This is a genomic window from Pseudomonas sp. PDM30, assembly GCF_019218985.1.
Taxonomy (GTDB): Bacteria; Pseudomonadota; Gammaproteobacteria; order Pseudomonadales; family Pseudomonadaceae; genus Aquipseudomonas; species Aquipseudomonas jessenii.
On sequence record NZ_JAHUWM010000001.1, the window covers coordinates 468,051 to 492,839 of the forward strand.

The following is a 24,789-nucleotide window of genomic DNA, read 5'->3' on the forward strand; positions in this document are numbered from 1 at the left end:
GCCAGTTAAACTGCGCCTTTGCGACCCTATATGTCGCATTGCCGTAAACCCGGGAAAATCCGGGGTTTGCGCTATAAGAAGTTGTCGCTTGGCGGCAAGGCCGGGCTGAAAACTGTCCTTACAATCCTCACCAAGCTCGCCAGTTTCAGGCGAGTGTTTTCTCTTCAGGAGACTCCGATGTCCGTTGAGCACGCTGCGGTACAACGCGCCGATTTCGATCAGGTAATGGTTCCCAACTATGCGCCTGCCGCATTCATTCCTGTGCGTGGCGCCGGTTCCCGCGTTTGGGACCAGTCCGGTCGCGAGCTGATCGACTTCGCCGGCGGGATTGCCGTCAACGTATTGGGTCACGCGCATCCGGCGCTGGTCGGTGCCTTGACCGAGCAGGCGAACAAGCTGTGGCACGTGTCCAACGTGTTCACCAATGAGCCGGCGCTGCGCCTGGCGCACAAGCTGGTCGACGCCACCTTTGCCGAGCGCGCCTTCTTCTGCAACTCCGGCGCCGAAGCCAACGAGGCCGCCTTCAAGCTGGCCCGTCGTGTCGCGTTCGACCGTTATGGCAGCGAGAAGTACGAGATCATCGCCGCGCTCAACAGCTTCCACGGCCGTACCCTGTTCACCGTGAACGTCGGTGGCCAGTCGAAGTATTCCGATGGCTTCGGTCCGAAGATCACCGGCATCACCCACGTGCCATACAACGATCTGGCTGCGTTGAAAGCTGCCGTTTCCGACAAGACCTGCGCCGTGGTCCTGGAGCCTATTCAAGGTGAGGGCGGCGTACTGCCGGCCGAACTGGCCTACCTGCAAGGCGCCCGCGAACTGTGCAACGAGCACAACGCGCTGCTGGTGTTCGACGAAGTGCAAACCGGCATGGGCCGTACCGGCCACCTGTTCGCCTACCAGCATTACGGCGTGATCCCGGACATCCTGACCAGCGCCAAGAGCCTGGGCGGTGGTTTCCCGATCGCCGCCATGCTGACCACCGAAGACCTGGCCAAGCACCTGGTCGTCGGCACCCACGGCACCACTTACGGCGGCAACCCGCTGGCGTGCGCTGTCGCAGGTGCGGTGATCGACGTGATCAACACCCCAGAGGTGCTGGCTGGCGTCAATGCCAAGCACGACAAGTTCAAGGCACGCCTTGAGCAGATCGGCGAGAAATACGGCCTGTTCACCCAGGTCCGTGGCCTGGGTCTGTTGATCGGCTGTGTGCTCAGCGATGCCTGGAAAGGCAAGGCCAAGGACATCTTCAACGCCGCTGAACAAGAAGGCCTGATGATTCTGCAAGCCGGCCCGGACGTGGTGCGTTTCGCCCCGAGCCTGGTGGTGGAAGACGCCGATATCGATGCCGGTCTGGACCGCTTCGAACGTGCCGCGGCAAAACTGACGCAAGCCTGATAGACCCTTCGACGCCTGACCTTTCAGGCGTCGAACCCAATTTTTATGCCGGGCCCGCTTTACTGTAGGAGCGAGCTTGCTCGCGATGGTGGATCAGCCACATTGGTGTCGACTGACACTCCATCGCGAGCAAGCTCGCTCCCACAGGAGTTCCAAGGCGGCCCCGGCTTATTTCCCTCAAAAGAGTTTTAGAAAGGAGTGACACCATGCTGGTGATGCGCCCCGCGCAAATGGCTGATCTGGGCGAGGTACAGCGTCTGGCTGCGGACAGTCCGATTGGTGTCACTTCCTTGCCGGATGACGTTGAGCGCCTGAGCGACAAGATCGCGGCAAGCGAAGCCTCGTTCGCCGCCGAAGTGAGTTTCAACGGTGAGGAAAGCTATTTCTTCGTCCTCGAAGACTCCGCTACCGGCAAGCTGGTCGGTTGCTCGGCCATCGTGGCGTCGGCCGGTTACTCCGAGCCGTTCTACAGCTTTCGCAACGAAACCTTCGTACACGCTTCCCGCGAGCTGAAGATTCACAACAAGATCCACGTGCTCTCCCAGTGCCACGACCTGACCGGCAACAGCTTGCTGACCAGCTTCTATGTGCAGCGCGAGTTGGTGGGGTCGCCTTGGTCGGAGCTCAACTCCCGTGGCCGTTTGCTGTTCGTGGCCAGCCATCCGGAGCGTTTTGCCGATTCCGTGGTGACCGAAATCGTCGGTTACAGCGATGAAAACGGCGATTCGCCGTTCTGGGATGCCATCGGCCGCAACTTCTTCGACCTCAACTACGCCGAAGCAGAGCGTCTGTGCGGGCTGAAAAGCCGTACGTTCCTTGCCGAACTGATGCCGCATTACCCGATCTACGTGCCACTGCTGCCGGACTCCGCTCAAGAGGCCATGGGCCAGGTGCACCCGCGCGCGCAGATCACCTTCGACATTCTGATGCGCGAAGGTTTCGAGACCGATCACTACATCGACATCTTCGACGGTGGCCCGACCCTGCATGCCCGTGTCTCGGGGATCCGTTCGATCGCCCAGAGCCGTGTGGTGCCGGTGAAGATCGGTGAGCCGGTCAAAGGCGTCGGTCGCCAGTACCTGGTTGCCAATGCCCAGTTGCAGGATTACCGCGCGGTCATGCTCGAGCTCGATTACGCGCCGGGCAAACCGGTGACCCTGGACCTGGAGGCGGCCGAAGCCCTGGGTGTCGGCGAGGGTGCCAGCGTGCGCCTGGTCGCGGTTTAACAGCGACCTGGCCTGATTGCTTGTTTAGAAAGCAGCGAAGTTTCACGGGTGGCGCAAGCGGCCCGTTTGAGGAGATAGCATGATCGTTCGTCCCGTACGCAGCAGCGATTTACCCGCTCTGATCGACCTGGCCCGCAGCACCGGCACCGGCCTGACCACCTTGCCGGCCAACGAAGAGCGGCTGGCCCATCGGGTCGGCTGGGCCGAGAAGACCTTTCGCGGCGAAGCCGGGCGGGGCGACGCGGACTACCTGTTCGTGCTCGAAGACGACGACGGGCGCGTGGTGGGTATTTCCGCCATTGCCGGCGCCGTTGGCCTGCGTGAGCCCTGGTACAACTTCCGGGTCGGTCTGACGGTCAGCGCCTCGCAAGAGCTGAACATCTATCGTGAAATCCCGACGCTGTTCCTGGCCAACGACCTGACCGGCAACTCCGAGCTGTGCTCGCTGTTCCTGCACGCCGATTACCGCAGTGGCCTCAACGGTCGCATGCTGTCCAAGGCGCGGATGCTGTTCATCGCCGAATTCCCGCAACTGTTCGGCAACAAGATCATTGCCGAAATGCGCGGTGTTTCCGACGAGGCCGGGCGTTCGCCGTTCTGGGAAAGCCTGGGCCGGCACTTCTTCAAGATGGAATTCAGCCAGGCTGACTACCTGACCGGCGTGGGCAACAAGGCGTTCATCGCCGAGCTGATGCCGAAGTTCCCGCTGTACACCTGCTTCCTGTCGCCGGATGCGCGCAACGTGATCGGTCAGGTTCATCCGGACACCGAGCCGGCGCTGGCCATGCTCAAGAGCGAAGGTTTCAGCTACCAGGGCTACGTCGATATCTTCGACGCAGGCCCGGCGATCGAATGCGAAACCGGCAAGATCCGCGCCGTGCGCGACAGCCAGGCGCTGGTGCTGGCCGTCGGCACCCCGGGTGACGATGCCACGCCATTCATCATTCACAACCGCAAGCGCGAGGACTGCCGGATCACTGCCGCGCCTGCACGTCTGGCCGCCGGCACCCTGGTGGTCGACCCGCTGACCGCCAAACGTCTTCAACTCAACGCGGGCGATCAAGTGCGCGCCGTGGCGTTGTCCGCAGCTCGGGAGTCGAAATAATGAAGTCGCTTTACATCGCAGGTGAATGGCTGGCAGGTGGGGGCGAAGCCTTCGAGTCGCTGAACCCGGTGACCCAGCAGGTGCTGTGGTCCGGCGTCGGAGCCACCGCCGGTCAGGTCGAGTCGGCTGTGCAAGCGGCGCGTCAGGCGTTCCCGGACTGGGCGCGGCGCACCCTGGAAGAGCGTATCTCGGTGCTGGAGGCCTTTGCCGCCGCGCTGAAGAATCACGCTGACGAATTGGCTCATACCATCGGCGAAGAAACCGGCAAACCCCTGTGGGAAGCGGCGACCGAAGTCACCAGCATGGTCAACAAGATTGCCATCTCGGTGCAGAGCTACCGCGAACGTACCGGCGAGAAGAGCGGGCCGCTGGGCGATGCCACCGCTGTGCTGCGCCACAAACCCCACGGTGTAGTCGCGGTGTTTGGTCCGTACAACTTCCCGGGTCACCTGCCGAACGGCCATATCGTGCCGGCACTGTTGGCCGGTAACAGCGTGCTGTTCAAGCCAAGCGAACTGACACCGAAAGTCGCTGAACTGACGGTCAAGTGCTGGATCGAGGCTGGCCTGCCAGCTGGCGTCTTGAACCTGCTGCAAGGCGCTCGCGAAACCGGCATCGCCCTGGCGGCGAACCCGGGCATCGACGGGCTGTTCTTCACCGGTTCCAGCCGCACCGGCAATCACCTGCACCAACAATTCGCCGGTCGTCCGGACAAGATCCTGGCGCTGGAAATGGGCGGTAACAACCCGCTGGTGGTCGATCAGGTCGCCGACCTCGATGCCGCGGTGTACACCATCATTCAGTCGGCGTTCATTTCCGCCGGCCAGCGCTGCACCTGTGCCCGTCGCTTGCTGGTGCCGCAAGGTGCCTGGGGCGACTCGTTGCTGGCGCGCCTGGTGGCGGTCAGTTCGACCCTCTCAGTCGGAGCCTTCGATCAGCAACCGGCGCCGTTCATGGGCTCGGTGGTTTCCCTTGGCGCTGCGAAAGCGTTGATGGATGCGCAAGAACATCTGCTGGCCAACGGCGCCGTGGCGCTGCTGGAAATGACTCAGCCTCAGGCTGAATCGGCCCTGCTGACCCCGGGTATCCTGGACGTGAGCGCCGTTGCCGATCGTCCTGACGAAGAGCTGTTCGGTCCGTTGCTGCAGGTGATCCGCTACGCTGATTTTGAAGCAGCGATCGCTGAAGCCAACGACACCGCCTACGGTCTGGCCGCTGGCCTGCTGTCGGACTCCGAGGCGCGTTACCAGCAATTCTGGCTGGAAAGCCGTGCCGGTATCGTCAACTGGAACAAGCAACTGACCGGTGCCGCGAGCAGCGCGCCATTCGGCGGCGTAGGGGCATCGGGCAACCACCGCGCCAGCGCTTACTACGCGGCGGATTACTGCGCGTACCCGGTGGCCTCGCTGGAAACGCCGAGCCTGACCATGCCTGCTGCCCTGACACCTGGCGTGAAGATGGCGTGATGCCCATCGCGGGCAAGCCCGCTCCCACAGGTTCGGTGGCGTTCACATATCTTGTGTACGACGCAATCACTGTAGGAGCGAGCTCGCTCGCGATGGCCGCGACGCGGTCTAAAAGAACAGTTACTGAAGCCTATAACAACAGATTCTCGTGGAGCCTCGCTGATGAAATCCTATGAAGTCAATTTTGACGGTCTAGTGGGGCCGACCCATAACTACGGCGGCCTGTCCTACGGCAACGTCGCGTCCCAGAGCAACAGCCAGCAGTCTTCCAACCCCAAGGAAGCGGCGCTGCAAGGCCTGGCAAAGATGAAAGCGCTGATGGAAATGGGTTTCCAGCAAGGCGTACTGGCACCGCAAGAGCGCCCGGATGTGGCTGCACTGCGTCGCCTGGGCTTTGGTGGCACCGACGCTCAAGTGATCGAGCGCGCTGCCAAAGAGGCGATGCCGCTGCTGGTGGCCAGTTGCTCGGCGTCGAGCATGTGGGTGGCCAACGCCGCGACCGTCAGCCCGAGCGCCGACACCGCTGATGGCCGCGTGCATTTCACCGCCGCCAACCTCAACTGCAAATACCACCGCAGCATCGAACACCCGACCACCAGCCGCGTGCTGGGGGCGATGTTCGCTGACCAGAAACACTTCGCCCACCACGCCGCCTTGCCGGCCGTGGCGCAATTCGGTGACGAAGGCGCGGCCAACCACACGCGTTTCTGCCGTGAATACGGCGAAGCCGGTGTCGAATTCTTCGTGTTCGGCCGCAGTGCGTTCGACACCCGCTACCCGGCACCGCAGAAGTACCCGGCGCGGCAGACCCTCGAAGCGTCCCAGGCCGTTGCCCGTTTGCACGGCTTGAGCGATGACGGCGTGGTCTACGCCCAGCAGAACCCGTCGGTGATCGATCAGGGCGTGTTCCACAACGACGTGATCGCCGTGGGTAATGGTGAAGTGCTGTTCTATCACGAGGACGCGTTCCTCGAGACCGAGAAAATGCTCGCTGAATTGCAGAGCAAACTCGCCAAAGTCGGTGGGAAATTTCAGTCTGTGTGTGTGCCACGTTCCGCCGTCAGCGTGGAAGACGCGGTTCGTTCCTACCTGTTCAACAGCCAACTGCTGTCGCGTCCTGACGGCTCCATGCTGTTGATCGTGCCGGAAGAATGCCGTGGCAACGAGCGTGTCTGGCAGTACTTGCAGGGTTTGACCAGCTCCGGCGGCCTGATCCGCGAAGTGAAAGTCTTCGATCTCAAGCAGAGCATGCAGAACGGCGGTGGCCCTGCTTGCCTTCGACTGCGTGTCGCGCTCAACGAAACCGAACTGGCGGCCGTCAACCCAGGGGTTATCATGACGGCACCGTTGTACGGCACACTGACCGAATGGGTCGAGAAGCACTACCGCGACCGCATGACCGAAAACGATCTGGCGGACCCGCAATTGCTGCTTGAGTGCCGGACGGCACTGGATGAACTGACGCAAATCCTTAAACTGGGCGCGGTTTATCCATTCCAGATCAATTGATCGACGGCGCGCCGCTTTCTACGGCAGCGCGCTGATTCATCTCAAACGAGAGCGTAAAGACATGAGCGATACCCTGCAGCTGATCCTTGAAGACACCGACGGCACGCAACTGGAAACGTCCTGCACCCGCGTCGCGGTCCTGTGGCAAGGTAAAGAGCTGTGGATCCAGCAGGACGGCCGTGGCCAGTTGCTGATCGGCGTGGACGTCGAAGAAGGCGACGCCGAGTACGCCAACCTGCTGTTGCGCCCATTGGCGACTAATCTGGTAAGTCTGCAACTGGAAATGGAACCGGCTGACCTCGGTGACGACGAGGAACACGTCCACGGCCCGGACTGCAACCACGATCACTAAGGAAACCGCTCTATGCTCGCCCTCGGCAAACTGCTTGAACTGACCCTCGCCGGCCGCGAACCGGCGGAGAAGACTCAACTGACTGTCGAAGGCGTGCGCATGCGCTGGTTGAGCGAAGGTGCGCTGGAAGTCCGGCCACCTGAAGCCCGTGACAACGGCCTGGACCTGCTGCTTTCGGCGGGGATCCATGGCAACGAAACAGCGCCGATCGAATTGCTCGATCGCCTGTTGCACGACATTGCCCGTGGCGACTTGAAGCCGCGTGCACGTATTCTGTTCCTGTTCGGCAACCCGGAAGCGATTCGCAAGGGCGAGCGTTTCGTCGAGCAGGACGTCAATCGGCTGTTCAATGGCCGTCACGAACAAAGCAGCGGTTGCGAAGCCCTGCGCGCCTGTGAGCTGGAACGTTTGGCTGCCAGCTTCTTCAGCCTGCCGGATCGCCAGCGCCTGCACTACGACCTGCACACGGCGATTCGTGGTTCGAAAATCGAGCAGTTCGCCTTGTACCCGTGGAAGGAAGACCGCCAGCATTCGCGTCAGGAACTGGCGCGCCTGCGTGCTGCCGGCATGGAAGCGGTGTTGCTGCAGAACAAGCCGTCCATCGTGTTCAGCTCCTATACCTACGACAAGCTGGGTGCCGAGGCTTTTACCCTGGAGTTGGGCAAGGCGCGGCCGTTCGGTCAGAACGACGGTGTCAACGTCTCTCTGCTGGAGAAGCGCCTAAAGCAGATCATCGAGGGCACCGAACCAGAACTGACTGAGGACGCGCTGGACGGTTTGCAGCTGTACAGCGTGGCGCGAGAAATCATCAAGCACAGCGACAGCTTCCGCCTGAACCTGCCGGCGGACATCGAGAACTTTTCGGAGCTGGAAGTGGGTTACCTGCTGGCGGAAGATATCGCCAACACCCGCTGGATCATCGAGGAAGAGGGCGCCCGGATCATCTTCCCGAACCCCAGGGTGAAGAATGGTTTGCGTGCCGGCATCCTAGTCGTGCCGACCACCGACGAAAACCTGGCCTGATTACGGCATTTAACCTCTGTAGGAGCGAGCTTGCTCGCGATGAATCTGAAAACGCCGCGGGGTGCCAGGCTTCCCGCGTTATCGTTGACGACTATCGCGAGCAAGCTCGCTCCTACAAGGTTTTCGGCTTTTAGACAGCTACCGCGCGCGGTTCAGTGCGGCGCAGCGAACGGATTTTCAACAGCGTATCCGCACAGGTCTTTGCCGCTTCCTGGCCTTTATGCAGGAAATGCTCGAAGAAGAACTTCTGGTGTTCTTCGCCGGCATGGAAGTGGTGCGGGGTCAGGGACACCGAGAACACTGGCACTTCGGTTTCCAGTTGAACCTGCATCAGGCCGCTGACCACCGACTGGGCGACGAACTCGTGACGGTAGATCCCGCCGTCCACCACCAGGGCTGCGGCGACGATGCCAGCATAACGACCGGTCTTGGCCAGCAACTTGGCGTGCAGGGGCATTTCAAAGGCGCCGCCGACTTCGAAGAAATCGATGTCGGATTCCTGATAACCCTGGGTAATCATTTCGGCGACGAAGCCTTTACGGCTCTGATCGACAATGTCCTTGTGCCAGCAGGCCTGGATGAACGCTACGCGCTCGCCCTGATGGTGTTTGCTTTTGCTGTCGATTGCGGTGGGTTGCATGTTCTGACTCCTGTTTGTGTGAAAAACAGGGCGTTATGAATCGAAGGGGATCTGAGGGTACGCACACTCGCACGAATGCCGGCGGACGGCCCTTTGTTGTCAATCCCGTTCTCTCTTCATCCGGACTATGACCGTCGGCCCCGGGATCACACCGGGTCTGCTGACCTTGCTGTCAGGCACCGCCGAAGCCGTGCTGTCACCAAGCGCTCGCGGGCTATGCGCATTGCGCGCAATTACCGCCGGTGGGGAGTTGCACCCCGCCCTGAGAACGTTTTTGCCGCCCAAATGTTTGGCGGCGCAGCGTTTTTATCACATATTTGCGGTATGCGCATGACCCCTTTTGGATGATTGTCATCGACTTTTCCGTTGGATTAATCGGCCTTTTCCTACGCAAGGGTTGATTAATCGTCGCCATGCCCGCAGTAATTCTTTCCTGAAAGGGATTTCCCCTGCTTACCGAGGCCAGATTCATGAGTGTTATCGATCTTCGCAGCGACACCGTCACCCAACCTTGCGCCGGCATGCTTGAGGCAATGACCAAGGCCGCCACCGGCGATGACGTGTATGGCGAAGATCCGACGGTCAATCACCTGGAAGCCGAACTGGCCAGGCGCCTGGGTTTCGCCGCAGCACTGTTCGTGCCGACCGGCACCATGAGCAACCTGCTGGGGTTGATGGCCCATTGCGAGCGCGGTGACGAGTACATCGTCGGCCAGCAGGCCCACACTTATAAGTACGAAGGGGGTGGCGCGGCGGTGCTTGGCTCGATCCAGCCGCAACCGCTGGAAGTGCAGGCCGATGGTTCGCTGGACCTGGCGCAGGTCGCTGCTGCGATCAAGCCGGACGACTTCCATTTCGCCCGCACCCGTTTGCTGGCGCTGGAAAACACCATGCAAGGCAAGGTCCTGCCACTGGAATACCTGGCACGGGCGCGCAGTTTTACCCGCGAGCATGGCTTGCAACTGCACCTGGACGGCGCACGTTTGTACAACGCGGCAGTGAAGCTGGGTGTGGATGCCCGGGAAATCACCCAGTATTTCGATTCCGTCTCGGTGTGCCTGTCCAAAGGCCTGGGCGCACCGGTCGGTTCGGTGCTCTGCGGCTCGGCCGAGTTGATCGGCAAGGCCCGGCGCCTGCGCAAGATGGTCGGTGGCGGCATGCGTCAGGCCGGTGTTCTCGCAGCGGCAGGCCTGTATGCGCTGGATAACAACGTAGAGCGCCTGGCCGATGACCATGCCAACGCGCAGTTGCTCGCCGAAGGCCTGCGCGGGGCGGGGTTCGAGGTCGAACCGGTGCAGACCAACATGGTTTACGTGCAGATGGGCGATCAGGCCGAGGCCATCAAGGCCTTTGCCGCCAAGCGCGGGATCAAACTCAGTGCCGCCGCGCGTCTGCGCATGGTCACGCACATGGACGTCAGCCGTGCGCAAATCGAGCAGGTCGTCGCGACATTCGTCGACTTTTCGCGCAAGTGATAGCGTTAGCACTCCAATTGACCGTTTCTATCGTATAAACACGCTGTACCCCGCGCGCAGGGCCGATATAATGCGGCCCTTTGCCGTCGCTTCGTCTGTTGACGTTTCGAACAGGCCTTTGGCCGCAGCCTCCGTGGAAGAACCTAATGAAAAGCGCAGAAATCCGTGAAGCCTTCCTTCGCTTCTTCGAAGAGCAAGGCCACACCCGTGTAGCCTCCAGCTCTTTGATTCCGGGCAACGACCCAACCCTGCTGTTCACCAACGCGGGGATGAACCAGTTCAAGGACTGCTTCCTGGGCCAGGAAAAGCGCGCGTACACCCGCGCTGTCAGCAGCCAGAAATGCGTGCGCGCCGGCGGCAAGCACAACGACCTGGAAAACGTCGGTTATACCGCTCGTCACCACACCTTCTTCGAAATGCTGGGTAACTTCAGCTTCGGTGATTATTTCAAGCGTGATGCCATCAGCTACGCCTGGAACTTCCTGACTTCCGACAAGTGGTTGAACCTGCCGAAGGAAAAGCTCTGGGTCACCGTCTACGCCAGCGATGACGAGGCGTACGACATCTGGACCAAGGAAATCGGGGTTCCGGCCGAGCGCATGGTGCGCATCGGCGACAACAAGGGCGCACCGTACGCCTCCGACAACTTCTGGACCATGGGCGATACCGGCCCGTGCGGTCCTTGCACCGAGATTTTCTACGATCACGGCGCCGACATCTGGGGTGGCCCACCGGGCTCGCCGGAAGAAGACGGCGACCGTTACATCGAAATCTGGAACAACGTGTTCATGCAGTTCAACCGCACCGCCGATGGCGTGTTGCACCCGCTGCCAGCGCCGTCGGTCGACACCGGCATGGGCCTGGAGCGGATCAGTGCCGTGCTGCAGCACGTTCACTCGAACTATGAAATCGACCTGTTCCAGAGCCTGCTGAGCGCTTCGGCCAAGGCTATCGGCTGCACCAACGACGCCCAGGCTTCGTTGAAAGTCGTGGCTGACCACATCCGTTCCTGCGGCTTCCTGATCGCCGACGGCGTGCTGCCGTCCAACGAAGGCCGCGGCTACGTGCTGCGCCGGATCATCCGTCGCGCCTGCCGTCACGGTAACAAGCTGGGCGCCAAGGGCAGCTTCTTCTATCAGATCGTCGCGGCCCTGGTCGCCGAGATGGGCGAAGCCTTCCCGGAACTGAAATCCCAGCAGGCGCACATCGAGCGCGTGTTGAAGGCCGAAGAAGAGCAATTCGCCAAGACCCTGGAGCAGGGCCTGAAGATCCTCGAGCAGGATCTGGCCGAGCTCAAGGGCGACGTGGTGCCGGGCGACGTGGTGTTCAAACTCTACGATACCTACGGTTTCCCGATGGACCTGACCGGCGACATCGCTCGCGAGCGCAGCCTGACCATCGACGAAGAAGGTTTCGAGCGTGAGATGGAAGCCCAGCGCGTTCGTGCCCGTTCCGCCAGTTCCTTCGGCATGGACTACAACAGCCTGGTCAAGGTTGATGTGGACACCGAATTCACCGGTTACACCGCTCACAGCGGTTCCGCCAAGATCGTTGCTCTCTATAAGGACGGGCAATCGGTCGACGTGTTGAGCGAAGGCGAAGAGGGCGTGGTCGTTCTCGATCAGACGCCGTTCTATGCGGAATCCGGTGGTCAGATTGGTGATTGCGGCTTCCTCCAGGCTGGCGCTGCGCGTTTCGACGTGCGCGACACCACCAAGACCGGCGGTGCGTTCCTGCACCACGGTGTGCTGGATTCGGGCAGCCTGATCGTTGGCTCGCCAGTTCAGGCGCAGGTGGATGCCGAGGTGCGTCACGCCACTTCGCTGAACCATTCCGCGACTCACTTGCTGCACGCAGCATTGCGTCAGGTGCTGGGCGATCACGTTCAGCAGAAAGGCTCGCTGGTCGACAGTCAGCGCCTGCGCTTCGACTTCAGCCACTTCGAAGCCATCAAGCCTGAACAACTGAAAGCGCTGGAAGACATCGTCAACGCCGAGATTCGCAAGAACTCCGAAGTTGAAACCGAAGAAACCGATATCGAAACCGCCAAGCAGAAAGGCGCCATGGCGCTGTTCGGCGAAAAATACGGCGACAACGTACGCGTACTGAGCATGGGCGATTTCTCCGTCGAGCTGTGCGGCGGTATCCACGCGAACCGTACCGGCGACATCGGCCTGCTGAAAATCATCAGCGAAGGCGGTGTGGCATCGGGCGTGCGTCGTATCGAGGCAGTCACCGGTGCGCAAGCGCTGGCTTACTTGAACGCGGCGGAAGAACAACTCAAGGAAGCGGCCAGCCTGGTCAAGGGCAGCCGCGATAACCTGATCGACAAGCTGTCGGCTGTGCTGGAGCGCAACCGTCTGCTGGAGAAGCAACTCGAGCAGTTGCAAGCCAAGGCTGCCAGTGCCGCGGGCGACGATCTGTCGGCCCAGGCGCTGGACGTCAAGGATGTGAAAGTGCTGGCCGTGCGTCTGGACGGTCAGGATGGCAAGGCGCTGCTGGCGCTGGTCGATCAACTGAAAAACAAACTCGGCCGCGCAGTGATCCTGCTCGGCAGTGTCCATGAGGAAAAGGTCGTTCTGGTTGCAGGCGTAACCAAAGACCTGACTGGCCAACTCAAAGCCGGTGATTTGATGAAGCAAGCCGCTGCGGCAGTGGGCGGGAAGGGTGGTGGTCGTCCAGACATGGCGCAAGGCGGCGGTACCGACGCTGGCGCACTGGATGCGGCACTGGCCCTGACCGTTCCGTTTGTAGAGCAGGGTCTATAAGGCAGTACTTGCGGCCCGCAGTCTAGTGGTGGGCCGCAACGCTGTTTGAGTGATTATTTGGGCGCCCTTCATGGGCAGAGGCGGCTTTGAAATGGCTTTGATCGTACAGAAATTTGGAGGCACCTCGGTCGGCACTGTCGAGAGAATCGAGCAGGTCGCCGACAAGGTTAAGAAATTCCGCGATGCCGGCGATGACCTGGTGGTTGTGCTGTCTGCAATGAGCGGCGAAACCAACCGTCTGATCGATCTGGCCAAGCAAATCAGTGGCGACGGCCAACCGGTTCCGCGCGAGCTGGACGTGATCGTTTCCACCGGTGAGCAGGTGACGATTGCCCTGTTGGCCATGGCGCTGATCAAGCGCGGCGTGCCGGCGGTGTCGTACACCGGCAATCAGGTGCGGATTCTGACGGATAGCGCGCACAATAAAGCGCGTATCTTGCAGATTGATGACCAGAAGATTCGCGGTGACCTGAAGGCAGGTCGTGTGGTGGTTGTCGCCGGTTTCCAGGGCGTCGACGAGCACGGCAACATCACCACCCTCGGTCGTGGCGGTTCCGACACCACCGGCGTGGCGCTGGCGGCAGCCCTGAAGGCTGACGAATGCCAGATCTACACCGACGTCGACGGCGTCTACACCACCGACCCGCGTGTGGTGTCCGTGGCTCAGCGCCTGGACAAGATCACCTTCGAAGAGATGCTGGAAATGGCCAGCCTCGGTTCCAAGGTGTTGCAGATCCGCGCGGTCGAGTTCGCCGGCAAGTACAACGTTCCGCTGCGCGTACTGCACAGCTTCAAGGAGGGTCCGGGCACCCTCATTACTATTGATGAAGAGGAAACCATGGAACAGCCGATCATTTCCGGTATCGCTTTCAACCGCGATGAAGCCAAGCTGACCATCCGTGGCGTGCCAGACATCCCGGGCGTTGCCTTCAAGATTCTCGGCCCGATCAGTGCCGCGAACATCGAAGTCGACATGATCGTGCAGAACGTCGCGCACGATAACACCACCGACTTCACCTTCACCGTGCACCGCAACGACTACCAGGCGGCGCAAGCCGTGCTGGAAAAAACCGCTGGCGAGCTGGGTGCCCGTGAAGTCGTGGGCGACACCAAGATCGCCAAGGTGTCGATCGTCGGCGTTGGCATGCGCTCTCACGCAGGCGTGGCCAGCCGCATGTTCGAATCCCTGGCCAAGGAAAGCATCAACATCCAGATGATCTCGACTTCGGAAATCAAAGTCTCCGTAGTGATCGAAGAGAAGTATCTGGAACTGGCTGTGCGCGCTCTGCACACGGCTTTCGAACTGGACGCACCGGCCCGCCAGGGCGAGTGATGCGTTTGCCAAAAGGCGCGGTCTGACCGCGCCTTTTGTTTTTTTGAATGGCGTGACCCCCGAGACTGTTCTTTTGCTCGCGCTAGTCAATACTCAGGCATGTAGGGCTGCGACCGCTCCGGTTGTGGGTCGAGTGCCTTTTTTTTGCAGACTGTTGTCCCTGAAATGTAATGCGTGAGGAGAAAGGTATGCTGATTCTGACTCGTCGGTGTGCAGAAAGCCTGATTATCGGTGATGGCGAAATCACCGTGACCGTGCTCGGCGTCAAAGGAAATCAAGTGCGCATCGGTGTTAATGCCCCCAAAGAGGTAGCTGTTCACCGGGAAGAAATTTACCTGCGTATCAAGAAAGAGAAGGACGAAGAACCAAGCCATTAATTTTTATCGTTTTTTATGTTTGCAAACGGGGAAGAAGCTGGTTAATATACGCCCCGTGTTGCGGAGAGCTGGCCGAGTGGCCGAAGGCGCTCCCCTGCTAAGGGAGTACACCTCAAAAGGGTGTCGGGGGTTCGAATCCCCCGTTCTCCGCCATTATTTGCGTAGTACGTTGTAATCTGGCTTTTTCGGTAAGTTGTTGAAATTACTAGAAAAAGTGCTTGACATAGAGATTAGACGGCCTATAATGCGCGGCAACAAATGCACTCGTAGCTCAGCTGGATAGAGTACTCGGCTACGAACCGAGCGGTCACAGGTTCGAATCCTGTCGAGTGCACCATTTAAGAGTTAGTTACAGCAATGTAAGTAACTTGGTTTCAACCAGTTGTGATCTGGTATAAAAACACAAATTGCACTCGTAGCTCAGCTGGATAGAGTACTCGGCTACGAACCGAGCGGTCACAGGTTCGAATCCTGTCGAGTGCACCATACAACAGAAAGCCCGCATTTAATGCGGGCTTTTTGCCGTCCGGGATTTGGCTTTTCCTTTCGTGCATCCCCTCTCGTCGAACTCCACCTGTGCACTACGACCTCGCAGGGTGTCGTAGCGGTAGCTCGTGGCTGAATTTCGAATACTGATCCTGTCTGGCTTGCCGAGGGCGCTTTCGACGTCTTGCTGGCTCATGCCGGCGATCACTCGCTGATTGATGATCGCCTCCCGGCGCTCCCTGGCATTGATCAGGTTTCCACACTTGTCCTGCGCCTGACCGACCATGGTCGGCTCTCTGCTTGGAATTTTCATACCTGATGTTTCGCGGGGCTCGGCTGGCGGCATAAGCGCCATCGTGCTGCCAGGTGTAAAGGCACGGGCGTCCTGAAGTGAAACATTCTCTCCCGCGGCACAACCCAGTGTGGTGAAGGTAATGCGCCCATTGGCAGCCTCACAGCGCTGAACGGTGGTGGCGACCGCCAAGGGCAGGGGGCTGAGCAGGGTGAAAACCAAAAAGAATTGAGCAACTGATGGCATCAGGCGTCCTCCGTGACGTTCCTTTTCAAGGGTAGCGGCTACAATTTTCGAAGGGGTGTGTGTTTTCTTTTCGGAATACGTCGTCGCATTTTCATGGATCAGGCCGATGCTCAGGTTTGTTGTGCAAGCGCTTGTTTCAGCCGAGATTTTTTAACGTTTAAAACCGTCAGGCGGTGTATCATTGCGCCCGTCAGCCCCGCCGGGGCTTGTGGAATACCTCCATGGACTTACCCAGTAGTTACTCAGTACCCCGTTTCACCAATCATGAATTGACTGATTGATCCTTCCGGCGTGCCCCGCTGCTGGGAGTGGAGTTCGCCTATGTCCGAAGTTGAAGTAAAGAAAACGCAGGAAAGCTTGCAGGATCGCCTGGCTCAGGTGGTTGAGTTGCTGCAGCGCCAGCGAGTTGTAGAAGACCTGACTCACCGCCAGGAAGGCCCGCATCATGACCGGGTCGAGAACCTGGTCCACCGGCAGAACCTCGTCGAGTTGCAACGCAAACTCGATGACCTGCACTCCGCCGACGTCGCCTACATCCTTGAAGCCTTGCCGCTGGACGATCGTCTGACGCTCTGGCAACTGGTGAAGGCCGATCGCGACGGCGACATCCTTCTTGAAGTATCCGATTCGGTCCGTGAATCACTGATCGCCGACATGGACGATCACGAACTCCTGGCAGCCGCCAAGGACATGGATGCCGACGAACTCGCTGACCTGGCCTCCGAGCTGCCGCGAGACGTCGTCCATGAGCTCATGGAGACCCTCGACCAGCAACAACGCGAGCGCGTGCGTTCGGCTCTGTCCTATGACGAGGAGCAGGTCGGTGCGCTGATGGACTTCGAGATGGTGACCATCCGCGAGGATGTCAGCCTTGAAGTGGTCTTGCGTTACCTGCGTCGTCTCAAGGAGTTGCCGGGCCACACCGACAAGCTGTTCGTGGTCGATTACGACGGCGTGCTCAAGGGCGTGTTGCCGATCAAGCGTTTGCTGGTCAACGATCCGGACAAACAGGTTTCCGAGGTGATGGCCAGCGATCCGGTGAGTTTCCACCCGGACGAAGACGCCTACGATGCCGCCCAGGCATTCGAGCGTTATGACTTGATCTCCGCACCTGTAGTCGACAAGAACGGCAAGCTGATCGGCCGTCTGACCATCGATGAAATGGTCGACCTGATCCGTGAAGAGAGCGAAAGCGAAGTTCTCAACATGGCGGGTCTGCGTGAAGAAGAAGACATTTTTGCGTCGGTCTGGAAATCCCTGCGTAACCGTTGGGCCTGGCTGGCGATCAACCTGATTACCGCGTTCGTGGCTTCTCGGGTCATCGGTTTGTTTGAGGGTTCGATCGAGAAGCTCGTGGCGCTTGCGGCGTTGATGCCGATCGTGGCGGGGATCGGTGGTAACTCGGGTAACCAGACCATCACCATGATTGTTCGGGCCATGGCGCTGGACCAGGTGAGCACCGGCAATACCTCGCGCCTGATGCGCAAGGAACTGGCGGTAGCGCTGATCAACGGCGTAATCTGGGGTGGGGTGATCGGTGTGGTTGCCTACCTGCTCTATGGCAGTTGGTCTTTGGGCGTGGTGATGACCGCCGCGATGACGCTTAACTTGCTACTGGCGGCGTTGATGGGGGTTTTGATCCCGATGACCCTGGCGAAGATGGGGCGCGACCCGGCGATGGGGGCCAGCGTGATGATCACGGCCATGACCGACAGCGGCGGCTTCTTCATCTTCCTGGGGCTGGCGACAATCTTCCTGCTCTGAAGCCTTGTTCATCGAAAACCCGTCTTTGGCGGGTTTTTTTGTGCCCGGATTTCAGGCAAAAAAAAGCCAGCGATCAGGCTGGCTTGGGCTTACTGGCTGAATCAGGAAGCGTCGGCGGTCATTTCAGCGTCATGGGCGATCAGCGAAACAAGGGCGTTCTGCTGTCGATGGGAGAGCTGGCGGAAGCGCTGCAGCAACTCCCGTTCGTGCAAGGAAAGCTCCGGGCTGTCCAGGCGCATGCTCAACTCTTCTCCCAGTGCACCTTCCTGAATAAGACTCTGCTCAAGGCGCGCAATGATTTCGGAGTTCATGCTGCGATGATGATTGCGAGCCACCTCGGCAATGCGTTCACGCATTCCGTCTGGCAGACGTACGACGAACTTGTCAGCCGTACGGCTGGAATAAATTGCCTGTTTCAATGGGCGCATATATTTAACCGGTTAGTTCAGGGGAGCGGTTTTCGGGATTGGCCGCAGGATGTCTGGTAGGACAAGCGCTCTGACCAAATGTTCAACCTGAATTGATAGAGGCGCGCATCATGCCTCAAAGCAGCCAGATCCTTGGCGCCAATTATGTGACAAATATTGAACCGAATAAAGGCGTTCTGCCAGCACCAATTATCAGAAACGCGGACTGGTTTGAAAAGTTCGACCAGGCCGCATCGCTTATCGCTTTCTCCACCCGACGAAAGGTTGCCGGCGGGCAGGAAAAAGTGAACTCGGACCCTGTTCCTTGTCTTTTATAGGATAGTGGCAAATTGCCGATTTACTAGGGGAAGTCGTATAGCGGGGGTGAATTCAGGATGGATGGCAGGCCCTTGCAGCGGGTCTGCCATGTCAGGATCAACGCAGTACCGGATCAAACTTGATCTTGCGCCCGGCGATCAATGCGAGCACGAACAGCGTGCTGAATACGCCACAGGCGATCAGGGGGAGAGTGACGACCATGTCCTGGGTCAATGACAGATGGAAAATGCCGCTCAACAAGGCGAGGGTGAAGAAACTCGCGGCTGATCTGGACATGCTGTGCTCCTGGTAAAGGTCATTCAAAATACCAAACGTTCGGCAGACGGAGCCGGCACCAGGATGTTTTCCTGGTCGATCTCCTGACTGACAAGGCTGTGCCGGTCGCTCGTCACTGCCAGCTGCGGTGCCTTCTGCAACTGAAGGTAATGCGGCATACGTTGGGCAACCTGCGTAGCGCTGCTCTGGGGAACAAAATGAACGCCTGCTAAAACCACCAGTGCGATTGCAGACAAGAGTGAAAGGGCGCTCTTCATGGGGCGTACCTCGGTTGTTCTGTGAAAACAGCAGAAGCAGCTCGCATGCCAGAGTCTATCGACAATTAAATTCTTTAAAAACAATGAATTAAGTTATTTTTGGTAAAGCGCCATATTGCATTTTGCAATGATGGCTTTTTGCAGTGATGCAATTTGCATGGTAAACAAGTCCGCGCCCGGCCGAGGCGTCTGCCTACACTTAAAAAGCCTACGGACGACATGACAAAAGCCAGCCCGGCCGTTAACATGCACGCCGTCCATCGCACCGCGTCTCGTCGCGGTCAACCTGTGTCTCAGTAGCTCAATTGGATAGAGCATCCCCCTCCTAAGGGGAAGGTTGGCAGTTCGAACCTGCCCTGGGACACCATATTTTTCAGCTCCCCCCGCCTGCTTCAACGCTTCCTTTTCACGACTTGTAGATAAAGTTCTGCAAGTTCAGGCGCCTTGGATTTATCGAAGCCTTCAACTCTGCCTTCGCGCCTTTCCGTCTGCTCTCCCACGTAGTCTGAATCTCCCATCCCGTCTGGGAGTGCGCGGGGGAGTAGGTACAGGTTGGTGCGGCAGGATTTACCGGAAACGACATCAGTATTGCGAGAGCCCTGTCCCTGGCCACCGAAAAGGACGGCGAAACGGTGACGGCCTAACCCTTAAAGTGGGGGGAGGCCGTCTTGCATCGACTTGAAATTCAATCCAGTTCTACCCAGGCGGACTCGGTTGGTGCTTCGTTGGTGAGCCCGTGTTTGAGCGCATACATCAACAAGTCGATGCGGTTGATGAGATCCAGCTTTTGATAGATGTTGCTGAGGTGGTTGTGCACGGTGTGCTCGCTGATCCCCAGGCGCCCGGCGATGCTCACATATTTGGCGGACGGTTCGCCCACGATGGCGCGAATCAGTTCTCTCTCGCGCAGCGTCAACCGCGCCTGTTTCGCCCGCTCCAGATTGCATTTCATGGGTGTATGTCTGGACGCGGCATAGCCGGAAAGGCCGCCCGCCCAGGCTCTATCCATTGCGATGTCGCTATGGTGGACCTTGAGGATGGCCTGGATGATCGATTCCGTCGGGTCTTCCGCCAGCACGATGCCGCGAGCGCCAGCCTCTATCGCCTGGGCAGCGGGGACGACTTCGTACAGGCCCTTGAGCAGCAGCAATTTCATTTCTGCGCTACGGGTGAGTCCCGCGACGACATCCAGAGGGTTCAGCGCATCCGGAAAGAAACTGAAAAAAATGACATCGGGCCGCAGCTGATCGGCAAGATCCAGCGCCTGGGTATAGGTGGTGGCCTGTCCTGTCACTTCCATGCAGGGCATTCTGGCATTGATCAAGTCGTGAAGGCCCTTGAGTACGAGGGGGCGACAATCGATCAACATCACACCAATTGGCTCTTTTTGGTCAGTCATGATCTTCCTGACCTCCTTGAAAAACCAATGATGGCCTCCACCCGCTGGCCTTCCCGGGTCAACAACTTGCTCACCGGGGCGCAGCGATTGAAGGATGGATTCGAACGCCGGGAGGCCGTGATGATGCCCGCCCAGGCATTGGCAACCACCGACCCCGGGGCCGTTTCCATCAACAGCACTGGCACGTGGGGCGAACTTTTCCAGAAGGCAGGCAAAGCCCGGGAGAGAAGTTCAATACAAATAATTATCAGTGGTTTACGCATGATGATGTGCTCCCTCCCGCCTCTCAACTGATTCTAGGTCAGCCCGGAGCGCTGCCAACCTGTCCATCCGTCAGTCCTCGATACAAGCCCGGTGCGCACAGGCCTGAGCGATGTACTCAAGGAAGGGAGTAAGCCTCGAAAATCAAGGTATTAGGCTCGCCATGGGTGGCCAATTGCCAAGGTCTGATCCTGATTGCCTTCGTCAATTAATCGACGAGTGGTGTTCACTTAGGAGTGCTAATGTCAGCTTAGTCAATTTATCGGCGATGCCTGCTGGTCAGCCACCGGCATTTGCGGGTGTTCATGTATCGCTGGTGTTCATGTATCAGCACTTTTTTGTGCGCGAGGTCTCGTTTTCAGTAAGGCCTACACCTATTCAGAACGGGCGTTGGGGGAAGGTTCTCAAGGGAATGCCATGGCTGGCCGATAACACGGGCAGTCAGGGACTTGTTCGTCTCTTCCGGTCGGCATGGGGCGCACTGTCTATGAGAAGGTGTTTGATGGCCTAGTGCAACCCGTTATCATCTGCGCGCCAAAACAGGGGCTGCGAAGCTGAGTCCGTCCGTGTATTTGCCTTTGGGTTCTTCTTCTTAAATTGCCTGGAAATCTTCGATGCTGTCGTATCACCAAAAGCGTTTTCTGATCGTCGATGATTTCTCGGACTTCCGCAGTTCGGTCAGGTCGATGTTGCGCGAACTGGGCGTCAAGGAAGTGGACACTGCCGATACCGGTGAGCAGGCGCTGAAAATGTGCTCGCAGAAGGCCTACGACTTCATCCTGCAGGATTTTCACCTGGGTGACGGCAAGAAGAACGGCCAGCAGGTGCTCGAAGACCTGATGGAAGAAAAGCTGATCAGCCATGAGGCGGTGTTCGTCATGGTCACCGCCGAAACCAGCCAGGCCATGGTGCTCAGTGCGTTGGAGCATGAGCCCGATGCCTACCTGACCAAGCCGTTCAACCGTTCCAGCCTGGCTCAGCGCCTGGAGCGCCTGGAGCAGCGCAAGACTCTGCTCAAGCCGATCCTGCAGGCCCTCGACCGGGGCAAGCCGATGGAGGTGCTCAACGCCTGTATCGCCCTGTGCAAACAAGATATTCGTTACTCGCCGTTGTGCCTGCGCTATCGCGCCGATGCCCTGCGCGATCTGAATCAGAACGAAGCGCTGGAGCGCCTCTATGACAGCATCATCGCCGACCGCCCGTTGCCATGGGCGTTTGCCGGGTTGGGCAAGTTGCTGTTCAAGCGCGGTCAGGTCGGGCAGGCCAAGGGCATTTATGAGAAAGCCCTGAAAGTCTTCCCGATGATGCCGTCGCTGTATGACGGCATGGCGGATGTATTGGTCGCCGAAGGGGACACCAAGGGGGCGCAGCGCGTCCTGGAAGAGGCGATTCGCCTGTCGCCGCTGGCGGTGCGTCGCCAGGCGTTGCTCGGTAAGCTGGCGATGACCAACGAGGACTTCGACACGGCGGCCAAGGCCTATCGCCAGGCCGTGAGCCAGGGCGCCCAGTCGCGGTTCAAGGATGCCGAGAGCAACCTCGGCCTGGCCCATGCATTGATCAGCAAGGGCAGCGAACGGGGCCTGGACACGCGGACCCGTCTGGAAATCAACACCACATTGAGTGCCGTGGCCAAGGAAAACCCTTCCGATCCGGGCCTGCAAATCCGCGCGCGCCTGATGAAGGCCACCAGCCTGTTGCTCAACGACGCCGAGACGGCCGACAAGCTTACCGAGCAAGCCTTGCTGCGTCTGGACGGCATGGAGCAATTCATGAGCGCCGAAGCGGCGTTGCTGGTGGCCAAGCAACTGAAACTGCTCGGGCAGACAGAGGCCGGTACCGCGATGCTGAAAAACTGCGTGGAAATCTACGGTGACGATCCGGTGGTCATGAAGGACATCGCCAAGCAGACCGACGACCCGAGCATCCTCAATTCCGGCAACGCCGCCGCGGAACTCAACCGTCAGGGCGTGCGCGTGTACAAGACCGGCAACCTGGTGGAGGCCCGGCAGGTATTTCGCAGGGCCCTGGCGTTGCAACCGAAGAACATCAGTATCGCCCTGAACATGGCGCAGTCATTGTTGCATGGCACCGATACCAGCGTTCCCTCGGCAGAGCTGGAGGAGTGCCAGGTTTGCCTGAAAATGGTCGGCCTGATGCCCGACACCGACGCGCGCTATCCGCGTTACCAGAAGCTGAAAAGCAAGGCGTTTGGCCAATGAACGACAACGAACCGGCACTGGATTTCTCCACGGTGATCGCCTCGACCGTGCACGACATGAAGAACTCGCTGGCCATGCTGATGCAGGCCCACAGCCAGTGGCTGGGGCGATTGCCGGAGTCGGCGCGGCAGGCGCCGGAGCAGGGCGTGATCGACTTCGAATTCGCCCACCTCAACGGCATGCTGGTGCAGTTGCTGGGGCTGTACAAGCTCGGCGTCAACCAGATGCCACTGCAACCGGCCTACCATGAACTGGACGACTTCATCGAAGCGCAGCTGGCCTGTCATCAGGAGGTGTTCGCCAGCCGCGGGATCATCGCCACCTATGAAGTGGACCCGCTGAGCCCGCTGGGTTTCTTCGACCGTGAGTTGATCGCGTCGGTATTGACCAACTGCATCAACAACGCCATTCGCTTTGCACGGCATGCCGTTTTGATCAGCGTCAGCGACGAAGCCGGGCAACTGGTGTTGACCATCAATGACGATGGCGAGGGGTATCCGGCGCAGATGATCGAACGTCAGGTCGATTACGTGCAGGGTATCAATCAAAGCACCGGCAGTACCGGGCTGGGCCTGTACTTTGCCGGGCGAATTGCCGCGCTGCATCAGCGCAACGGCGTGGGTGGGCGTACCGAAATCAGCAATGGCGGGCCGTTGGGCGGAGGGGTGTTCCGCCTTTACCTGCCCTGACAGACAGCATTTTTTTCGACGCTGCTTGAAATTCCGAACACGTGGAGCCTATTTTGTACGGTCGCCGTTCGCGGCCCGCACAATAACAAGGATAGCGTCATGACGACCGTTGGCCTGAGTTCACTCGCGCAGCGATTGACGGGCATTGATCAAGTTGAATGTGTCACGCCGGATTTGAATGGCGTACCACGGGGCAAAGTGATGACCTCCGAGGGGTTTCTCGACGGTCGACGTTTGCAGATGGCGCGGGGCGTGCTGCTGCAATGCATCATGGGCGGATATCCGCCGGCACGGTTTTACGGCAGCGATGATGGCGACCTGGCACTGATCCCGGACCCTGCACAAATCCATCGCTTGCCCTGGAGCCATCCACCGCGGGCCTTGGCCATTTGCGATGCGGATGAACTGGGCACCACCACCAGCTCCAACCTGTCGACCCGTGGTCAGCTCAAGGCGGTGATTGCCCGTTACGCGGCCCGCGGCCTGGCGCCTGTGGTGGCGACCGAGCTCGAGTTTTTTGTCTTCGCCCCCAACACCGATCCGACCCTGGCTTTTCAACCGCCACTGGGGCTGGACGGTCGCCGCGAAGATGGTCAGTCGGCGTTCAGCGTCAGTTCCAACAACGGCTTGCGGCCGTTCTTCAATGAAGTCTACGAGTGCATGGCTGCGTTGGAGTTGCCTCGCGATACCTTCATGCACGAAATGGGCGTCAGCCAGTTCGAGATCAATCTGCTGCACGGTGATCCGCTGCTGCTGGCCGACCAGACATTCCTGTTCAAGCACCTGCTCAAGGAAGTGGCCCTCAAGCACGGCCTGAGCGTGGTGTGCATGGCCAAGCCGTTGGCGCATACGCCGGGCAGTTCGATGCATATCCATCAGAGCGTGGTTGAGATCGATTCCGGGCGTAACGTGTTCAGCGACGAGGCGGGGCAGGAGACGGCCACCTTCCGCCACTTCATTGCCGGTCAGCAAACGTGCATGGCCGATTTCACTGCGTTGTTTGCGCCGAACGTGAACTCCTATCAGCGCTTGTGCCACCCTTACGCCTCACCGAATAATGCCTGTTGGTCCTACGACAACCGGGCGGCCGGCCTGCGTATTCCGGCCAGTTTGCCGGTGGCCCGTCGGGTCGAGAACCGCTTGCCGGGGGCCGATGCCAACCCGTATCTGGCGATTGCCGCAAGCCTGGCGGCGGGGTTGCATGGCATCGAGAAGACATTGGAGCCGAGCGCGCCGATCCAGGGTGAGTTCGAGGTGCCGGACAATCTTTCGTTGCCGTGTACCTTGCATGCGGCACTCGAGCGTCTGAAACGTAGCCAGTTGGCCAAGGAACTGTTCGGCGCGGAATTCATCGAAGGCTACATCGCTTCGAAGACCCTGGAACTGACCAGTTTCCATGATGAAATTACTCCCTGGGAAAGGCGTGTTTTAGCAGCCCAGGCCTGACGTTCCGTCGACATCCGGCTATCGTTTAGCGATAGC

23 protein-coding genes, 4 tRNA genes and 1 riboswitch are annotated in these 24,789 nt (G+C 59.3%); of the genes, 20 read left to right on the forward strand and 7 right to left on the reverse strand.

The window, feature by feature from the left end:
• The first annotated feature begins 177 nt into the window (after positions 1–177).
• From KW840_RS02140 to astE, 7 genes are all read left to right on the forward strand, one after another.
• The gene (locus KW840_RS02140) at positions 178–1,398 is read left to right on the forward strand and encodes an aspartate aminotransferase family protein (RefSeq protein WP_057713610.1); all 1,221 of its coding nucleotides are present in this window, start codon (positions 178–180) and stop codon (positions 1,396–1,398) included.
• A 206-nt stretch (positions 1,399–1,604) separates the two neighbouring features.
• Positions 1,605–2,624 (forward strand): arginine/ornithine succinyltransferase subunit alpha, encoded by a 1,020-nt coding sequence (aruF, locus tag KW840_RS02145; RefSeq protein WP_046042322.1) that lies wholly within the window; start codon positions 1,605–1,607, stop codon positions 2,622–2,624.
• 79 nt (positions 2,625–2,703) lie between these two features.
• Positions 2,704–3,729 carry an arginine N-succinyltransferase gene (astA, locus tag KW840_RS02150; protein ID WP_057713611.1) on the forward strand — a complete coding sequence of 342 codons (1,026 nt, stop codon included), beginning with the start codon at positions 2,704–2,706 and terminating at the stop codon, positions 3,727–3,729.
• Positions 3,726–5,195 carry a succinylglutamate-semialdehyde dehydrogenase gene (gene astD / locus KW840_RS02155; RefSeq protein ID WP_218494505.1) on the forward strand — a complete coding sequence of 490 codons (1,470 nt, stop codon included), beginning with the start codon at positions 3,726–3,728 and terminating at the stop codon, positions 5,193–5,195. Before astA ends, astD begins: the two co-directional genes overlap by 4 nt.
• 162 nt (positions 5,196–5,357) lie before the next feature.
• Positions 5,358–6,704 carry an N-succinylarginine dihydrolase gene (gene astB, locus KW840_RS02160; RefSeq protein ID WP_057713613.1) on the forward strand — a complete coding sequence of 449 codons (1,347 nt, stop codon included), beginning with the start codon at positions 5,358–5,360 and terminating at the stop codon, positions 6,702–6,704.
• 61 nt (positions 6,705–6,765) lie between these two features.
• Complete coding sequence (locus KW840_RS02165; protein ID WP_090457332.1) at positions 6,766–7,056, forward strand: topoisomerase II; 291 nt, start codon at positions 6,766–6,768, stop codon at positions 7,054–7,056.
• A 12-nt stretch (positions 7,057–7,068) separates the two neighbouring features.
• On the forward strand, positions 7,069–8,079 hold the full coding sequence (gene astE, locus KW840_RS02170; RefSeq protein ID WP_057713614.1) for a succinylglutamate desuccinylase: 1,011 nt from the start codon (positions 7,069–7,071) through the stop codon (positions 8,077–8,079).
• Between the two features lie 130 nt (positions 8,080–8,209).
• Here the strand turns inward: astE and KW840_RS02175 are convergent, their stop codons facing one another.
• Positions 8,210–8,719, reverse strand: coding sequence for a 6,7-dimethyl-8-ribityllumazine synthase (locus KW840_RS02175; RefSeq protein WP_057713615.1), 510 nt, complete (start codon positions 8,717–8,719; stop codon positions 8,210–8,212).
• 103 nt (positions 8,720–8,822) lie between these two features.
• A riboswitch (FMN riboswitch) is annotated at positions 8,823–8,993 on the reverse strand.
• Between the two features lie 196 nt (positions 8,994–9,189).
• On the opposite strand from KW840_RS02175, the gene ltaE reads away from it, so the two are divergent.
• From ltaE to KW840_RS02210, 7 genes are all read left to right on the forward strand, one after another.
• Positions 9,190–10,194, forward strand: coding sequence for a low-specificity L-threonine aldolase (gene ltaE, locus KW840_RS02180; RefSeq protein ID WP_218494338.1), 1,005 nt, complete (start codon positions 9,190–9,192; stop codon positions 10,192–10,194).
• Between the two features lie 146 nt (positions 10,195–10,340).
• A complete protein-coding gene (gene alaS / locus KW840_RS02185) occupies positions 10,341–12,962 on the forward strand; it encodes an alanine--tRNA ligase (protein WP_057713617.1) in 2,622 nt (873 codons plus the stop codon).
• 91 nt (positions 12,963–13,053) lie between these two features.
• A complete protein-coding gene (locus tag KW840_RS02190; RefSeq protein WP_007971040.1) occupies positions 13,054–14,295 on the forward strand; it encodes an aspartate kinase in 1,242 nt (413 codons plus the stop codon).
• Positions 14,296–14,483: 188 nt separating this feature from the next.
• Positions 14,484–14,672, forward strand: a complete 189-nt coding sequence (csrA, locus tag KW840_RS02195; protein ID WP_002554426.1) for a carbon storage regulator CsrA — start codon at positions 14,484–14,486, stop codon at positions 14,670–14,672.
• 62 nt (positions 14,673–14,734) lie between these two features.
• Positions 14,735–14,825 (forward strand) — tRNA-Ser (locus KW840_RS02200).
• Between the two features lie 107 nt (positions 14,826–14,932).
• Positions 14,933–15,009, forward strand: a tRNA-Arg gene (locus KW840_RS02205).
• Positions 15,010–15,081: 72 nt separating this feature from the next.
• Positions 15,082–15,158, forward strand: a tRNA-Arg gene (locus KW840_RS02210).
• A gap of 19 nt (positions 15,159–15,177) precedes the next feature.
• Here the strand turns inward: KW840_RS02210 and KW840_RS02215 are convergent.
• Positions 15,178–15,696 carry a cell envelope protein SmpA gene (locus KW840_RS02215; RefSeq protein ID WP_218494339.1) on the reverse strand — a complete coding sequence of 173 codons (519 nt, stop codon included), beginning with the start codon at positions 15,694–15,696 and terminating at the stop codon, positions 15,178–15,180.
• Between the two features lie 321 nt (positions 15,697–16,017).
• Here KW840_RS02215 and mgtE point away from each other — a divergent pair, with 321 nt between their 5' ends.
• Complete coding sequence (gene mgtE / locus KW840_RS02220; protein WP_007971042.1) at positions 16,018–17,460, forward strand: magnesium transporter; 1,443 nt, start codon at positions 16,018–16,020, stop codon at positions 17,458–17,460.
• A 101-nt stretch (positions 17,461–17,561) separates the two neighbouring features.
• Here mgtE and KW840_RS02225 read toward each other — a convergent pair whose 3' ends face one another.
• On the reverse strand, positions 17,562–17,888 hold the full coding sequence (locus KW840_RS02225; protein WP_008066583.1) for an Arc family DNA-binding protein: 327 nt from the start codon (positions 17,886–17,888) through the stop codon (positions 17,562–17,564).
• 110 nt (positions 17,889–17,998) lie between these two features.
• On the opposite strand from KW840_RS02225, the gene KW840_RS02230 reads away from it, so the two are divergent.
• The gene (locus KW840_RS02230) at positions 17,999–18,205 is read left to right on the forward strand and encodes a hypothetical protein (protein WP_079246716.1); all 207 of its coding nucleotides are present in this window, start codon (positions 17,999–18,001) and stop codon (positions 18,203–18,205) included.
• 97 nt (positions 18,206–18,302) lie between these two features.
• On the opposite strand, the gene KW840_RS02235 is transcribed toward KW840_RS02230, so the two are convergent.
• Together KW840_RS02235 and KW840_RS02240 are read right to left on the reverse strand one after the other, a co-directional pair.
• A complete protein-coding gene (locus KW840_RS02235) occupies positions 18,303–18,482 on the reverse strand; it encodes a PA3371 family protein (RefSeq protein ID WP_057713619.1) in 180 nt (59 codons plus the stop codon).
• 23 nt (positions 18,483–18,505) lie between these two features.
• A complete protein-coding gene (locus KW840_RS02240) occupies positions 18,506–18,739 on the reverse strand; it encodes a hypothetical protein (RefSeq protein ID WP_218494340.1) in 234 nt (77 codons plus the stop codon).
• Between the two features lie 290 nt (positions 18,740–19,029).
• Here KW840_RS02240 and KW840_RS02245 point away from each other — a divergent pair.
• Positions 19,030–19,106: transfer RNA gene (locus KW840_RS02245), tRNA-Arg, on the forward strand.
• Positions 19,107–19,424: 318 nt separating this feature from the next.
• Here the strand turns inward: KW840_RS02245 and KW840_RS02250 are convergent.
• Both KW840_RS02250 and KW840_RS02255 read right to left on the reverse strand, forming a co-directional pair.
• Positions 19,425–20,138 carry a LuxR C-terminal-related transcriptional regulator gene (locus KW840_RS02250; protein WP_218494341.1) on the reverse strand — a complete coding sequence of 238 codons (714 nt, stop codon included), beginning with the start codon at positions 20,136–20,138 and terminating at the stop codon, positions 19,425–19,427.
• A complete protein-coding gene (locus tag KW840_RS02255; protein WP_218494342.1) occupies positions 20,135–20,401 on the reverse strand; it encodes a hypothetical protein in 267 nt (88 codons plus the stop codon). The genes KW840_RS02250 and KW840_RS02255 overlap by 4 nt, the downstream gene beginning before the upstream one ends.
• Before the next feature lie 612 nt (positions 20,402–21,013).
• On the opposite strand from KW840_RS02255, the gene KW840_RS02260 reads away from it, so the two are divergent.
• From KW840_RS02260 to KW840_RS02270, 3 genes are all read left to right on the forward strand, one after another.
• A complete protein-coding gene (locus tag KW840_RS02260) occupies positions 21,014–22,618 on the forward strand; it encodes a tetratricopeptide repeat-containing response regulator (protein ID WP_218494343.1) in 1,605 nt (534 codons plus the stop codon).
• Entirely contained in the window at positions 22,615–23,307 is a 693-nt protein-coding gene (locus tag KW840_RS02265) for a sensor histidine kinase KdpD (RefSeq protein ID WP_218494344.1), read from the forward strand. The genes KW840_RS02260 and KW840_RS02265 overlap by 4 nt, the downstream gene beginning before the upstream one ends.
• A gap of 201 nt (positions 23,308–23,508) precedes the next feature.
• Positions 23,509–24,753, forward strand: coding sequence for a glutamine synthetase family protein (locus tag KW840_RS02270; RefSeq protein WP_218494506.1), 1,245 nt, complete (start codon positions 23,509–23,511; stop codon positions 24,751–24,753).
• The last annotated feature ends 36 nt before the right edge of the window (positions 24,754–24,789 follow it).

Coding starts and splice junctions, on each gene's coding strand:
- KW840_RS02140 (WP_057713610.1), top strand. CDS start 178: ATGTCCGTTGAGCACGCTGCGGTACAACGCGCCGATTTCGATCAGGTA.
- aruF (WP_046042322.1), top strand. CDS start 1,605: ATGCTGGTGATGCGCCCCGCGCAAATGGCTGATCTGGGCGAGGTACAG.
- astA (WP_057713611.1), top strand. CDS start 2,704: ATGATCGTTCGTCCCGTACGCAGCAGCGATTTACCCGCTCTGATCGAC.
- astB (WP_057713613.1), top strand. CDS start 5,358: ATGAAATCCTATGAAGTCAATTTTGACGGTCTAGTGGGGCCGACCCAT.
- KW840_RS02165 (WP_090457332.1), top strand. CDS start 6,766: ATGAGCGATACCCTGCAGCTGATCCTTGAAGACACCGACGGCACGCAA.
- astE (WP_057713614.1), top strand. CDS start 7,069: ATGCTCGCCCTCGGCAAACTGCTTGAACTGACCCTCGCCGGCCGCGAA.
- KW840_RS02175 (WP_057713615.1), bottom strand. CDS start 8,719: ATGCAACCCACCGCAATCGACAGCAAAAGCAAACACCATCAGGGCGAG.
- ltaE (WP_218494338.1), top strand. CDS start 9,190: ATGAGTGTTATCGATCTTCGCAGCGACACCGTCACCCAACCTTGCGCC.
- alaS (WP_057713617.1), top strand. CDS start 10,341: ATGAAAAGCGCAGAAATCCGTGAAGCCTTCCTTCGCTTCTTCGAAGAG.
- KW840_RS02190 (WP_007971040.1), top strand. CDS start 13,054: ATGGCTTTGATCGTACAGAAATTTGGAGGCACCTCGGTCGGCACTGTC.
- csrA (WP_002554426.1), top strand. CDS start 14,484: ATGCTGATTCTGACTCGTCGGTGTGCAGAAAGCCTGATTATCGGTGAT.
- KW840_RS02215 (WP_218494339.1), bottom strand. CDS start 15,696: ATGCCATCAGTTGCTCAATTCTTTTTGGTTTTCACCCTGCTCAGCCCC.
- mgtE (WP_007971042.1), top strand. CDS start 16,018: ATGTCCGAAGTTGAAGTAAAGAAAACGCAGGAAAGCTTGCAGGATCGC.
- KW840_RS02225 (WP_008066583.1), bottom strand. CDS start 17,888: ATGCGCCCATTGAAACAGGCAATTTATTCCAGCCGTACGGCTGACAAG.
- KW840_RS02230 (WP_079246716.1), top strand. CDS start 17,999: ATGCCTCAAAGCAGCCAGATCCTTGGCGCCAATTATGTGACAAATATT.
- KW840_RS02235 (WP_057713619.1), bottom strand. CDS start 18,482: ATGTCCAGATCAGCCGCGAGTTTCTTCACCCTCGCCTTGTTGAGCGGC.
- KW840_RS02240 (WP_218494340.1), bottom strand. CDS start 18,739: ATGAAGAGCGCCCTTTCACTCTTGTCTGCAATCGCACTGGTGGTTTTA.
- KW840_RS02250 (WP_218494341.1), bottom strand. CDS start 20,138: ATGACTGACCAAAAAGAGCCAATTGGTGTGATGTTGATCGATTGTCGC.
- KW840_RS02255 (WP_218494342.1), bottom strand. CDS start 20,401: ATGCGTAAACCACTGATAATTATTTGTATTGAACTTCTCTCCCGGGCT.
- KW840_RS02260 (WP_218494343.1), top strand. CDS start 21,014: ATGCTGTCGTATCACCAAAAGCGTTTTCTGATCGTCGATGATTTCTCG.
- KW840_RS02265 (WP_218494344.1), top strand. CDS start 22,615: ATGAACGACAACGAACCGGCACTGGATTTCTCCACGGTGATCGCCTCG.
- KW840_RS02270 (WP_218494506.1), top strand. CDS start 23,509: ATGACCTCCGAGGGGTTTCTCGACGGTCGACGTTTGCAGATGGCGCGG.